Source organism: Flexivirga sp. (assembly GCF_035551235.1).
In the GTDB taxonomy this organism is placed as follows: Bacteria; Actinomycetota; Actinomycetes; order Actinomycetales; family Dermatophilaceae; genus Flexivirga.
Map to the genome: position 1 here is coordinate 14451 of NZ_DASZNO010000007.1, position 13932 is coordinate 28382.

The window sequence follows — 13932 nt, forward strand, 5'->3', positions numbered from 1 at the left end:
AGCAGGAGGCGAAATGACGCAGGTCTTCCTCGGTGTGGACATCGGCACCTCGAGCACGAAGGGCGTTCTCGTCGACCGATCCGGAGAGGTTCTCGCGCAGGCGACCCGCGAGCACGGCGTCGACCGTCCCGCAGTGGGGCACGTCGAGATGGACGGTCGCGTCTGGTGGGACGAATTCCGTTCGCTGGCACGGGAATTGGTGGGCCACACACGCGACGAGGTGGCCGCCGTCGGCGTGAGCGGGATGGGTCCCTGTGTGCTGCTGACCGACGAGCAGGACGAGCCGGTGCGCTCGGCCATCCTGTACGGCGTCGACACCCGAGCCCAGGTCCAGCAGGATGCGTGCGACCGCAGGTACGGCTCGGCGGAGATTCTGCGCCGGTGCGGGTCGGCGATGTCGAGTCAGGCAGCCGGCAGCAAGATCACCTGGGTCGCCGAGAACGAACCGGACGCCTATGCGCGCGCCCGGCGACTCTTCATGGCGTCCTCCTGGTTGGCGCGCAAGCTCACCGGCGAATACGTCCTCGATCATCACTCGGCGAGCCAGTCCACGCCGATGTATGACGTGCAGGCGCAGGACTGGCTGCAGCCGTGGGCCGGTGAGGTCGCGCCGGGCATCGAGCTTCCGCCGTTGCGGTGGGCCGACGAGACCGCGGGCCAGGTGACGCCCGCCGCAGCCGCCGAAACCGGGCTACCGCAAGGGATCCCGGTCACAACGGGCACGATCGACGCGTGGTCGGAAGCGATCAGCGTGGGCGCTCACAACACGGGTGACCTGATGCTGATGTACGGCACCACGATGTTCCTGATCAACACCGTCGCAACGCCGGTGCGGGTGCCCGCCCTGTGGGGTCCGGTCGGTGCCCTGCGCGGCACCTTCAGCCTGGCCGGGGGTATGGCGACCTCCGGCGCGATCACCGGCTGGCTGCGCGATCTCTACGGCGGCGTCGATTACGGGCAACTGACCCGCGAAGCGGCGGGCGTTCCCGCCGGATCCGACGGCCTGCTGATGCTGCCCTACTTCGCCGGCGAGCGCACACCGATCATGGACCCGCGCGCACGAGGTGTCATCGCCGGACTCACGCTGTCGCACGGCAGGGCGCACATCTACCGGGCCGCATTGGAAGCGATCGCTTTCGGCGTCCGGCACAACATCGAGACGATGCTCGAAGCGGGTGGGTCGGTCGAGCGAGTGGTCGCGGTCGGTGGCGGCGTGACCGGTGCGCTGTGGCCGCAGATCGTCACCGATGTCACCGGGGTCGAGCAGGTCATTCCGCACCGCACCCTCGGGGCGTCATACGGCGCGGCATACCTGGCGGCGAGGCAGGTCACCGACGTCGACATCGACGACTGGAACCCACCGCGCACGGTCTGCCGGCCGCACGCCGGCAACCGGAAGCTGTACGACGAGCGCTACCGCCTCTATCGACGGCTCTACGAGAGCACGCGTGACATCGCTCACGCACTCGCCGGACAACCCTGACGAACACGTGCTTCCGGCGCCCGCATTCCGGACGCGCTGTGAGTCCGGTCAGGTCACGATGGGAGACTGCGCCCTGTGAAGGCGCTGCTCCTGGAAAGCATCCACCCGTTTGCCGAGTCGATCCTGCGCGAAGCGGGATTCGAGGTCGAGACCCGCACCGGGGCCCTCGACGAGCCCGAGCTGGTCGAGGCCCTGCAGGGCGTCGACCTGGTCGGCATCCGCTCCAAGACCGAGATCACCCCGGCCGTGCTCGAGAAGTCGGCCGGGCTGACCGCGATCGGTGCATTCTGCATCGGCACCAACCAGATCGCGCTGGACGAGGCGGCTGCCCGCGGCATCGCGACGTTCAACGCGCCGTTCTCCAACACGCGCAGCGTGGTCGAGCTGGCGATCGCCGAGATCATCGCGATGGCGCGACGGCTCACCGAGAAGGACAGTTCGCTGCACGACGGAGTGTGGGACAAGAACTCCAAGGGCTCCCACGAGATCCGCGGCCGCAAGCTCGGCATCGTCGGCTACGGCAACATCGGCTCCCAGCTGTCGGTGGTCGCCGAGATGCTCGGTCTGCAGGTCTTCTTCTACGACACCGACGACAAGCTCGCGATGGGCAACGCGCACCGGTGCGACAGCCTGGAGGAGTTGCTGGAGACCGCCGAGGTCATCACGCTGCACGTCGACGGCCGGTCGGGCAACGCCGGGTTCTTCGGCGCCGAGCAGTTCGCCAAGATGCGTGAGCGCGCGTTGTTCCTGAACCTCTCCCGTGGCTTCGTCGTCGACTACGAGGCGCTGCGCGAGAACCTCCTGTCGGGCCACATCGCCGGCGCGGCCGTCGACGTCTTCCCGACCGAGCCGAAGAAGCGCGGGGATGCGTTCCACTCCCCGCTGCAGGGCATCCCCAACGTCATCCTCACCCCGCACATCGGCGGGTCCACCGAGGAGGCGCAGGAGGACATCGGTCGCTTCGTCGCCAGCAAGTTGCGCGACTACGTCCAGCGGGGCACCACGACGCTCAGCGTCAACCTCCCCTCCCTCACGCTGGAAGAACGCCCGGGCGGCCGGCGCATCACCCACCTGCACCGCAACACCCCCGGCGTGCTCGCCAAGGTCAACAGCATCCTGGCCGAGCACGGCGTCAACATCGAGGGCCAGCTGCTCAACACGCGCGGCGAGAACGGCTACGTCGTCACCGACGTCCCGCAGCTGCCGGACGCGGCCGTCGCAGACCTGCAGGCGATGCCGGAGACGATCCAGCTACGCGTCATCGGCGGTTAACGACACCAGCCGGTCGGCGACCTCACCCACCACCGCGTGCGAGGTCGCCAGCGTCAGACGCAGGAATCCCGCTGTGCCACAAGCGGTTCCGTTGGTGCCGATAACTCCGGTGCGTTCGGCGACCCTGCCGGGATCGACTCCGGCGTCCCGCAGGTCCAGCCAGTGGATGTATGTCGCAGCGGGTGGCGTGTAACCGATCGTGGGGGCGTGCGCCATACGCGCTGCGAACAGGTCACGGCCGCGTTGCAGGTGGTCGACCAAGGCGTCCAGGTGCGCCACCCCGTCCACCCCGTATGCCGCTGTCGCCGCGACCGCTCCGAGCGGTGAGGTGCCGTGTCGCACCACGAAGGGTGACGCCGACCAGCGTCGCCGGTGCGCGGCCGAGGTCATGATCAGTTGCGCGCACGCCAGGCCGGGCAGGTTCCAGCCCTTGGACGCCGACACGGCGGTGACGGTGTGCGCCGCAGTGCGCTCGTCGAGGGACGCGTAGGGGATGTGCTGGCCGCCCGAATAGACCAGGGGAGAGTGGATCTCGTCGGCGAAGACGGTGGCGCCGGTGCGCTCGACGACATCGGCGATGGCGAGGAGTTCCTCGCGTGTCGCGACCTGTCCGGTCGGGTTGTGCGGGTTGATGAGCACCAGCAGCCCGCCGCCCTCCAGCGCTGTGGCCAGACGCCGTGGGTCGATCACGAAGCGGCCGTCGACCAGGTCCATCGGCAGCTTCCGCAACTCGTGACCGACGGCTCCGGGCAGTTCCAGGAACGGCATGTAGGCGGGGGTCGGCAGCACCACCGGAGTCCCGGGCTCGACCAGATGGCCGAGCGTGAACGTGAACGCGCCCAGGACGTCCGGGAGCAACTCGATGTGCGCCGGGTCCACGTCCCATCCGAATCGCTTGTGCTGGAACGTCGCACACGCGGCTGCTGTGTCCCGTGCAAGGGGTGTGGGCAGGTAGCCGGTGAGACCGCGCCCGATCGCGTCAGCGAGGGCCCGCTGGATCGACGGCGCGAGCGGCAGATCCGACTCCGCGATGAACGCCCCCAGTTGGCGCCCGCTGGTGACCGACCACTTGACCGACCCGCGAGACCGAAGCTGCTCGACGTCGACCTGCGCCATGACTCGTTCGATGTTGACCGGCTCGACACCCATGCGTTCGAGACTAATGCCAGCCGCCGAAGCGGCTACTCGGGCAGGTCGACGTAGGGCACGGCATAGCTGCCGATGACCTGGATGCGCTGCTCCTCGGTGCCGTTCCAGTCGACCTGCAGGTCATGACGAGCGAACGCCTCGGTGATGCGCTCGCCGATCCGGACGGCTCCCTCCCCGGTTTCGTCGAAGACGCCGAACGCGACGAACAGCTCTCCGTCGAAGATCATCCGCTCCACGTCGGCAGCGGTGCAGAAGCAGTATCCGTCGATCGAATGCCCTTCCTGGGCAAGGATGTTCGCGGCATTCGAGACCGCGGTCAGCGACTGCATCACGTCGCGGCCCTCGCCGAATCCGAAGACGATGCCCTCTGCGGTCAGCTCCTCGAACGCCGTGATCAGACCGAGTGCGGTCTGACTCGGGAAGGGAACCTGCGTGTTGTGGTCCTGGATGAGCCAGTCGACGACCTCGGGCACCGATTCCTGGGTGATGTCGGCGTCGCGCAGCGGACCGTCGCCGATCATCTCCCAGCGCAGCCGGTTCTCCAGTTCCTCCCGGCTGTCGGTGCCGATGCAGATGCGCAACACGAGACGGCCGATCGCGGTGTCTGGATCGGGGACGAAGGCACCGGTGAAGTTGACGTCGGAGCGGAGGGCTTGGGAATGCACGGACTCCATGGTGCCAAACTCGTGTGGTTCACCGGCGGGTTCCCCATTGCCCGCCGCCCGAGACCGGGCATCCCGTAATCTGGACGTTCGGTCCCTCCTCCCACCACCCACGATTCCGGAGCTTCAACCACCGTGGCCCTTGCCGATATCACCCGAGACGATGTGCTCGCAGCACTGCAGGAATGGCAATCCCAAGGACGAGAGTCCTTCCTCTCGGCATACGGGTTCGAACCCGATCTCGAGCATGTCGTGCACTTCGACGGCGTCGTCTATGACGCACCGGCCATCGCGGCCGCCGCACACGGTTTCGCGCGCGCGGACTTCGGTCCGCTGACGCCCGTGTCGTTGCCCACACCCGACGAGATCGGCGCACACCTCGCGGGCCTCGGCTTCGAGGTCAAGCGGGCCCAGCGCTCGAGCAGCGTCAGTCCCGGCCGGCAGAGGGACCTGCGGCGTTGGAAGGCGACCTACGAGCTGATCAAGGTCGCGGCCAACAACGACCCTGCGGCGCAAGCGCTGTGGCACCAAGTGGATTCGCTGCGCGAGGAGCGGGTGGCGGAAGCCCGCGAGCTGATCCGGACGCTGGCCGTCGGGCGCGACCTGCATGCGTTCGTCGAGGGATTCGCGGTCTGGTCGCGCCGTCCCGGCCCGTTCGCCCAGCACGCCTCGAGCCTGCCCACCTGGCTGGGCCAGTTGCGCGGCACCGCAGGCGGTTACGAGCGCGACCTGGCCGACCTGCTGGTCGAGACGACCCAGACGCCGCGCGACGACGAAGAGGCTGCGACGCGCATCCGCGCGCTGGAGGAATACACCGAGAACAAGCTCGACGCCTCTCGCGTGCCGACCGTGCTGTCGATCTTCTGGGCGACGGATGCGCCCACCGACTGGCCGACGCTGTGGCCGGGCGGCTCCGAGCCGTTCCAGACGCTGGGCTGGATGGGCCGGCACCTGAGCCACTCGGAGCGGTACCTGGCCTTCGCCGACCTGTGCCGCAGTTTCGAGCCCGACGACCCGAGCCTGGCCGAGCGCCTGGTCGGCTACCTCGGCAGCAAGCAGTGCTTCGTCGGGCTGGGCACCTCGCTGCCGGACATCTGCGAGGAGGCGGCCGACCTGATCGCGGGCTTCAAGCCGGGTCTCGGCTACGCGTCCGCCGACGCGGATGCTCGCGCCGCCGGCCTGGCACTGCAGTTGCGTGGCGTCGCCACGCTCACCGTGCGGTCCCTGCACAAACCGCTGCGGCAGGCCACCGGCCTGCGCCTGCAGGAGACCAACCTGCAGACCCGGACCGGCCAGTCCAAGGACGCGCCATACCGCGTCGACGCACACGCGACGTGGACGCTACCCGGCGGCACCGGTGCGCCGGGTTTCCGGCTCTGGCTCACCCGGTCCGGCGTCGCGGTCGGGCTGCACTCCGGCTGGGACGGCCCGGGATCGGGCGCGCGCCACGAGGAGATCGGCGGCGTCGTCCAGGAGCACCTACCCGAAGGCATGCGCTTCTTCCACCTGCGCACCACGAGCAGCCCCGACCGGGTCGAGCCGGTGGAGCGCGAATACCCCGGTGGTGAGGTGTATGTCGGCCGCTGGTGGCCGCATCCGGAGTCGCTCGGCCGGGCTGACTTCGCCGACGAGATCGTCGACACGGTCCGGCGGCTCGCCCCGCTCGTGGAGGTCATGTCCGGGAAGGAGCCGACTCCGACCGGGCCCGTCGACCTGGACCTGCTCGCCCAACTCGAACGGTTCGTGGCCGAGCGCCCCTATCCGGGCGATCGCGACAACTGGCACCAGGAGCAGCGCCGTGCCCTCGCGCAGGCGCTGGAGCCGGCCGGGCTCGACGCCTTCGACATGGCCGCGTTCCGCCGGTTGCTCAGCGGCCGTGCCTACGGTCACCCCGGCACCCACTCGGTGCTGCAGGCGAGCCTGGCGACCATGGACGCTGCCGGGCTGGACGCATTCGCCCGGGCGATCAAGGAGTTGCTGTGGGGCGACGGCGACGATGTCGCCCGCATCGAGCACATCCTGGGCGACGGTATGCCGGCCCCCGGCCTGGGCGAAGCAGTCGTGATGAAGCTGATGGCCGTCGCACATCCGGCCCGGTACCTGCCGATCCACGCGCTCGGCGGAGCGGACGGGAAGATCGCGGTGGCGCGTGCCGTCGGTGTCCAACTGCCGAAGATCGACTCCCCGAATCGCGCCCGCCTGCATGTCGTGATCAACGACCGCTTGCGTGCCCGTCTCGAACCTCTGCTGCCCGGAGACCCTTGGGGCCAGGTGCAATTCGCGCTCTGGATGCTGCACAAGAGCGAGTCCGTCGCCGACCCGGAGCGCGACCTGATCGCCGAGGCCGCCGCCGAACTACTGGTCGACGAGGACTTCCTGCGGGAGATCCATGGGCTGCTGGAGGACAAGAAGCAGCTGATCTTCTACGGCCCGCCCGGCACCGGCAAGACCTACCTCGCGCAGCGGCTGGCTGCCGCGCTGCAACCGGACTCGACCAAGCGGCAGGTCGTGCAGTTCCACCCGTCGACGTCGTACGAGGACTTCTTCGAGGGCTTCCGGCCACGCCTGGACGCCGAGGGCCAGATGGTCTACGAGCTGCGCAAGGGGCCGCTGGCCATGTTGGCCGAGGCCGCCGAGGCCGACCCGACCACGCCGCACATCATGCTCATCGACGAGATCAACCGCGCGAACCTGCCGCGGGTGTTCGGCGAACTGCTGTACCTGCTCGAATACCGCTCGCAGTCGGTCATGACGTCATACCGGCCGGACGAGGGTTTCGAGTTGCCGCCGAACCTCTATTTCATCGGCACCATGAACACCGCCGACCGGTCCATCGCCCTGGTTGACGCAGCACTGCGGCGCCGGTTCCACTTCGTGCCGTTCATGCCGCACGAAGGTCCGATGGAGGGGCTGCTGCGGCGCTGGCTGCAGGCGCACAACGGGCCGGTCTGGGTTGCCGGGATCGTCGACCGGGTCAACGACGAGTTGCGTCGCGCGTTGCGCGGCCCACACCTGCAGATCGGGCACAGCCATTTCATGGCCGACGGGCTGAGTGACGCTGCGCTGCAACGGATCTGGACCTACAGCATCTATCCGTTCATCGAGGACCAGTTCTATGGTCGCGAGGATGTGCTGAAGACGTTCACCTGGCAGAGCGTGCTGGAGCGCCACGGCCCGGGAGCACGTGCCGCTGCCGGTGAGGAGCCGCCGCCCGCCGCGACTCTCGCCACATGAGCGACGTCATACTCCGCGAGCACGGCGAAAGCGCACCGATGCGGCTCGCGCCCGCAGCGCGGACGGCGCTCCTGGAGGCCGCCAGCGACAAGATCACGGTCGTCGCAACCGCCGACCCGGAGCGGGTGATCCTGCGCACCGGCTCATGGGTGGGCGCGCTTGCCGTACCCGGTTGCACCATCCGTGTCGAGCCGCGTGCGCCGATGGAGAACCTCTTCACCATGTTCTCCGCGGGCCTGCCGTCGGACGCGTGGGGGAGCGACGCGGTCGGCTGGGCCGGTGACACCGAACTCGTCGACGGTGTGGCGGCCTTCCTGCTGCGCGCGATCGACACGGCGACCCGCCGCGGCCTGCTGCACGGTTACGTGACGCTCGAGGAGGACACCAGCACGATTCGCGGGCGGCTGCTGGTCGATCAGCTCGCGACCCGTCCGTGGGCCACCGCGTCACCGCCGTGCCGGTATGACGAATTCACCCCGGACATCGCCGAGAACCGCCTGTTGCTGTGCGCCGTGCGTCAGGTGCTGACCTGGCCGGACCTGCCGCCGCTCGTACGCCGCGACGGACTGCGACTGATCCAGCGGTTCGAGGGCGTGGAGGTCACCAGTCCCGATCAGCACCACGGCGACCTGCCGATCACCCGACTGAACGAGCACTACGCACCCGCCCTCGATCTCGCGCGAAAAGCGTTGGACGGCATCACGATTCGGCATCTGGAGGGTTCGCAGACCGCGCACGCGTTCATGGTCGACATGGACGACCTCTTCCGCCGGTGGATCACCGTCGAGATGAGCAACCGGCTCTGGCCGGACATCTCCCTGGAGGAACGCCCGCAGTACGCGCTCGACGTCCAGGACCAGTGGCATTTCACGCCCGACCTGCTGTTGCGCCGTGACCAGCGGCCGGTGCTGGTCGGCAACGTCGCCTACCATCTGGAAGCCGATCGCCGTGATGGCTCGGACTTCTACCCGCTGCTGGCCTACGCCTCCGCGCTCGGTCTCGAAGCAGGACTGCTGATCTATGCGCACGCCGATCAGGCACCTGCCCCCGAGGTCGTCGTGCGCAGCATCGGCACCCGCCTGTTGTGCGTGCCGTTGCGACTCAACGTGCCCGCCGCACGCCTGGCCGGGTCGCTGGACACGCTCGCGGAACTCGTGCGGGTGGTGTCCTATCCGCGCCGGGCGGCCTTCGCCCGCTGAGCGACCGCGGGGCGGAGCACGGGCCCGTGTGGCAGGCATACTGGGGCCGTGATCGCCAAACTCTTCCTGGTGGTGCTCGTCATCATCATCGGCTCGTTCGTCTGGTACTTCGTCAAGGGCAAGGTCTCCAACACCCATCAGCAGGTGCGCGATCGCGCGATCGAGGGAAACTTCGGCCGGGCGCTCGCGGCCGGCCCGGCGACCAAGCACCTGTCGATGATGGGCCGCACCCTCACCCTCGGTGCTGACCCGACTCGGGCGGGCGAACTCATCGCCCATGTCGCCTCCTCCGACGACCGGGTCACCGACGTGCATTCCGAAGCGGGCGCGATCGTCATACAGATCGACGGCTCCTTCCCGCGGGCCCGCGCGCACCTGATGGCGGACCGCACCGTCATCGGCGTCGAGGCGATGACCTGGGAGATGGGCTTCCCGCAGGGAGCGGCGGTGTGGGATCGCATCGCGACCGCGATCTCCCAGGCGGCGACCCACCAGGGGATCCCGGTGGGCGAGGGCAACCGGGAGTTCGTCAAGGACGAAAGTGCCTCCGGCAGGCCGGAGATCTGGACGGTTCGAACGGCCTGACCGACGGCCTGACCGTCGGCACCGGGGGCCGCCCGGTGTCGCGTAACCTGTTGCATCTGTGTGTGTCGGCGCGGGCCGGGAGCATCATCGAGAGAGGTTCAAGGGGACCATGACGGGGACTATGACGGGGACTATGACCACCACCGCATTCCGCAGGATTGCGCTCGGCGCGACTCCGGCCATGCTGATCGCCGGTGCACTCGCCGGCTGCGGCAACGAGGGGGCACCGTCGGTGCAGGCGCCGGCCACGTCGGCGAATTCCGCGGCCGCGGCCGCAACCGACTCCGGCGTGCCGACAGCGCCGTCGACCGATCAGAGCACCGACGACACGGTGCCCACCGACACCGGCGTGCCCACGGTGTCCGCCGCGCCGTCTGGGTCGTCCTCCACCGGCGACCCGGCGAAGGTGTGCAACGACAACGACACCTTCCTCACGCCCGGTGCGGTCGCGCCGAGCACCAAGAAGGCCAAGTGGGGCAAGCCGCTGGACCTGACCCAGAAGTATGGCGGCACCGTGACGATCACACCGCAGCTGCCCACGGTGAAGAAGCCGTCGGGCGACGACGTCTTCGGCCCGGAGAAGGGTCAGGTCAGCCTGCTGATCAAGGTGACCGTGAAGTACAAGTCCGGTGACAAGAGCAGCATCGCCGGCATCTACTTCACGTTGCGCGACACACAGAAGAACGTCTGCAACTATGCGTCCCTGAGTGAGGCCGTTCCGAAGCAGGAGCAGTTCGACGACGGTGACGTGAGCAAGACGACCAGGACCTACAGCGGGACGCTGGTCTACGAGGTGCCCGCGAATCAGGACTACAAGAAGTACACGTTGCTCTACCGGGCGGACGACTTCGACAACAAGACCACGGACGCGCCGGTCGCGTGGACGAACTGAACGATCACCTGCGTCCGCCCGTTGGCAGTGCATGAGCGGCGGTACGACGTGATCCACGTGAGCTACACCGCATGCTGAGCGCGGGTATGACGCTGAGCGCCGCGGACCTCGAACGCCGCAGCCGGCTGCGCAAGATGCGACTGGTCGCGACGTCGTTGCTGGTCGTGGCGGCGATCATCTTCGTCGTCACGCACGGACACCACGGCGCGTGGGGGTATCTGAACGCCGCCGCGGAGGCCGCGATGGTGGGTGCGGTTGCCGACTGGTTCGCGGTGACGGCGCTCTTCCGCCATCCGCTCGGGCTGAAGGTTCCGCACACGGCGATCATTCCGGAGCGCAAGGACAGCATCGGGCACAGCCTCGAGGATTTCGTCACCGACAACTTCCTCACCGCCGAGAACGTCCAGCAGCGCCTGGCGACGGCTCAGGTACCGATGCGGGTCGGCCGCTGGCTCGCCGAACCCGCGAACGCCCGCCGGGTTGTCACCGAGTCGGCGCCCTCCCTCGCGAAGGGCATCGACTCGATCAGTGACGCCGAGGTGGGGGACTTCCTCGGTCGGGTGTTGTTGCCCCGGCTCGCGCGCGAGCCCGTGTCGCCGATCCTGGGCACGCTGCTCGAAGGCGTGGTCAAGGACGGCTCGCATCGACAGGTGGTCGACCTGGTCGTGCGGGAGCTGCACGACTGGGTCCGCGACAACGAGGCCACGGTGACGTCGCTGATCGGCAGCCGCGCGCCGTGGTGGTCGCCGCGCTGGCTGGACGACACGGTCGCCGCTCGGCTGCACGTCGAGCTGGTCCGGTGGCTGGCCGACATACGGGACACCCCGGACCACCAGGTGCGGCAGGCGGTCGACGACCTGCTCGCCAAACTCGCCGACAACCTGCAGAACGACCCGACCACGATGGAGCGCACCGAGCAGCTGAAGGTGCGTGTGCTGTCCCATCCGTCGGTCGGCGACTCGCTCGTCGGCATGTGGCAGTCGGTCAAGCGCGTGGTGGTCGAGTCACTGGAGGACCCCGAGAGCGATCTGCGCGAGCGGCTGGTGCGCGCGCTCACTGACCTCGGCGGACGGATCGTGACCGACGACAACCTGCGTGCCTCGCTCGATCGCCGGCTCGGTGAGATCTCCGGGCACGTCGTGACGACATACGGGCATGAGATCTCGACCGTCATCTCGCAGACCATCGAGCGGTGGGACGGCGATGAGGCGTCCAAGCGGATCGAGCTGCATGTGGGCCGGGACCTGCAGTTCATCCGGATCAACGGCACCGTCGTCGGTGGGCTGGTCGGACTGCTGATCTACACGCTCGCGCAGCTGCTCTGACCGGGTCGACGGAACCCGGATAATCCGACACGCCACGTTGGGCATGTTCACCTGTGGTTTACCGGTATGTTGGCTGGACTTTGCCGTAAAGATTCGCAAAGCGCGCATCGGCCTGCCCACCCGAGGATCGCTCCCGTAGGACGTGGGCCGAGGCGACGACGCTTTGCCAGGAGAGGTGGCTACCGGATGGCTTCGTTGCGACGACGCGTGATCGACAAGATTCCCGAGGATTCTCGCAAGAGGTTGGTGGGGGCGCGGCAGGTCGTGCGCGAGCTCCGCGGACAGGTGACGCGCCCGGCCAAGGGCGCTCCCGTCGTCGGGATGGTCGAGCGCATCGCGGAGACGCAGATCTCGGGGTGGGTGATGGTGCCGGTCAGGACCCCTCCGCTGCCGGTGACCTTGCACCTCGGCTCGGTCCAACTCTCCACCACCTATCCGACCGCGGCGGGTGCGCTGTCCGCGATGGTGGTGACCAAGGAGGACCAGGGGCCGCCGACCGCGCAGGACGCCGCCACGCACAAGCGCGTCGTGGGTGGCGGGGTGACCGCTGGACGTTCCGATGGTGGTCGCAACGTGCGCAGCGGTTACGAGGCGCGAGCATTCACCTTCCAGGTCCGCGAGATCTGGCAGTACCTGAGCTCGGGCGACCACGTCACCGTGAAGTTCGACGGCCAGCCGGTGCCGATCGCCGGGCACGGGCTCTTCCTGCGTGCATCCAAGAACGGCAAGTCGAACCTGAAGACGCTGCAGCAGCGGCTGGATCAGGGCTACATCCTGACGCAGACCGGACGGGTGATGTTGTCCAAGCGGCTTGACGAGGAATGGCAGCGGCGGGTCGCCGGCATCTACTCGAAGGTGCGGGACGTCGTCGACGCCGAATTCGGCCACGACGTGTTCGTCGTCTACGGGACGCTGCTCGGATCGGTCCGCGAGGGCGGCTACATCGGTCACGACGCGGACTTCGATTCCGCGTTCATCTCCAAGTTCACCACCGGGCCGGAAGCTGCCGACGAACTGGTGCGGATCGCGCTGGCGCTGCTGGAGGCCGGCCTGGAGGTCGACATGCGGCAGCGGGTGCTGCACGTGCACGACCCGGAGGACCGCAACTACCGCATCGACCTGTTCCACCTCTACTTCGACCCCGAGGGCCGACTGCGGTTCCCCTGGGGTGTCGCCGGATCGCGCACGTACACCACCGCGGACTACCAGGGGACCGAGCTCGTGGACTTCCCGGGCGGGAAGGTCCTGCGGCCGAAGAATCCCGAGCCGCTGGTGGCGCACATCTACGGCGACGACTGGCGGCTGCCCAAGCCGGGCTTCCACTGGTCGCACGCGCGCACCGACGTTGCCGACGACGGCGTGCTCACCATCCCGCAGCGGGACCGCGTCTACTGGTCCAACTTCTATGCGCACCACACCAACACCGAGGGCTCGACCTTCTTCGACGAGGTCAGCAAGCTCGAGGGACTGCCCGAGGCGGTCATCGACATCGGCTGCGGCGACGGTCGTGACTCCTGCGCCTTCGCGCAGATCGGTCGGAACGTCGTCGGCATCGACCAGTCGGGTGTGGCCGTCGAGGGCGCGTCCGCGCGGGCAAAGCAGCTGGGTGTGGGCGATCACGCCCGGTTCGAGGTGTGCGACGTGTCGGACTCCGAAGCGCTGGGCAAGGCGCTCCAGCAGTTCCGGGCCGAGCACGAGGGTGCCGCGCTCTTCTACCTCCGGTTCTTCCTCCACTCGATCAAGGCGGATGTGCAGGAGAACCTCCTGTCGCACATCCAGTCCGTCGCTCGTGAGGGTGACCTCTTCGCCGCCGAGTTCCGCACCGATGAGGACGAGAAGCGCAAGAAGACCTTCGGCAACCACTACCGGCGTTTCCAGAACGCCGCGGAGTTCCGGGAGTCGCTGGAGGGTCGCTTCGGCTTCGACGTGCTCACCGATCAGGAGTCGGACGGCCTGTCCCCGTATGGCGACGAGGACCCGATCCTCTATCGCGTGATCGGTCGCTTCCGAGGCTGACGATCATCCCAGCTGCTCCGTCCAACGCCGAGCAACGCCTGCCGACGGCGCCGGTCACAGTCGTACTGTGGCCGGCGCCGTCGTGTCGCCGCTGGGGGACCGGACCCCGGCGGGT

At 68.3% G+C, this 13932-nt stretch carries 10 protein-coding genes; 8 read left to right on the top strand and 2 right to left on the bottom strand.

The features are described from left to right. Nucleotides 1–13 precede the first annotated feature (13 nt). Together VG502_RS01015 and serA are read left to right on the top strand one after the other, a co-directional pair. The gene (locus VG502_RS01015) at nt 14–1483 is read left to right on the top strand and encodes an FGGY-family carbohydrate kinase (protein ID WP_325547855.1); all 1470 of its coding nucleotides are present in this window, start codon (nt 14–16) and stop codon (nt 1481–1483) included. A gap of 75 nt (nt 1484–1558) precedes the next feature. Further along, nucleotides 1559–2755 carry a phosphoglycerate dehydrogenase gene (gene serA / locus VG502_RS01020; protein WP_325547857.1) on the top strand — a complete coding sequence of 399 codons (1197 nt, stop codon included), beginning with the start codon at nt 1559–1561 and terminating at the stop codon, nt 2753–2755. Here the strand turns inward: serA and VG502_RS01025 are convergent. Then, the gene (locus VG502_RS01025; protein WP_325547859.1) at nt 2735–3904 is read right to left on the bottom strand and encodes a MalY/PatB family protein; all 1170 of its coding nucleotides are present in this window, start codon (nt 3902–3904) and stop codon (nt 2735–2737) included. The genes serA and VG502_RS01025 overlap by 21 nt on opposite strands. 32 nt (nt 3905–3936) lie before the next feature. After that, nucleotides 3937–4569, bottom strand: coding sequence for a DUF6891 domain-containing protein (locus VG502_RS01030; RefSeq protein ID WP_325547861.1), 633 nt, complete (start codon nt 4567–4569; stop codon nt 3937–3939). 132 nt (nt 4570–4701) lie between these two features. Between VG502_RS01030 and VG502_RS01035 the strand changes: the two genes are divergently transcribed. The 6 genes from VG502_RS01035 to VG502_RS01060 all read left to right on the top strand — a co-directional run bounded on the left by VG502_RS01035 (nt 4702) and on the right by VG502_RS01060 (nt 13817). Continuing rightward, nucleotides 4702–7800 (top strand): McrB family protein, encoded by a 3099-nt coding sequence (locus VG502_RS01035; RefSeq protein WP_325547863.1) that lies wholly within the window; start codon nt 4702–4704, stop codon nt 7798–7800. After that, nucleotides 7797–8999, top strand: coding sequence for an McrC family protein (locus VG502_RS01040; protein WP_325547865.1), 1203 nt, complete (start codon nt 7797–7799; stop codon nt 8997–8999). Before VG502_RS01035 ends, VG502_RS01040 begins: the two co-directional genes overlap by 4 nt. 48 nt (nt 9000–9047) lie before the next feature. Beyond that, entirely contained in the window at nt 9048–9584 is a 537-nt protein-coding gene (locus tag VG502_RS01045; RefSeq protein ID WP_325547867.1) for a hypothetical protein, read from the top strand. 133 nt (nt 9585–9717) lie between these two features. Then, the gene (locus tag VG502_RS01050; RefSeq protein ID WP_325547868.1) at nt 9718–10476 is read left to right on the top strand and encodes a DUF4352 domain-containing protein; all 759 of its coding nucleotides are present in this window, start codon (nt 9718–9720) and stop codon (nt 10474–10476) included. Between the two features lie 86 nt (nt 10477–10562). Further along, on the top strand, nt 10563–11801 hold the full coding sequence (locus VG502_RS01055; RefSeq protein ID WP_325547869.1) for a DUF445 domain-containing protein: 1239 nt from the start codon (nt 10563–10565) through the stop codon (nt 11799–11801). A gap of 186 nt (nt 11802–11987) precedes the next feature. Beyond that, nucleotides 11988–13817, top strand: a complete 1830-nt coding sequence (locus tag VG502_RS01060) for a class I SAM-dependent methyltransferase (RefSeq protein WP_325547871.1) — start codon at nt 11988–11990, stop codon at nt 13815–13817. The last annotated feature ends 115 nt before the right edge of the window (nt 13818–13932 follow it).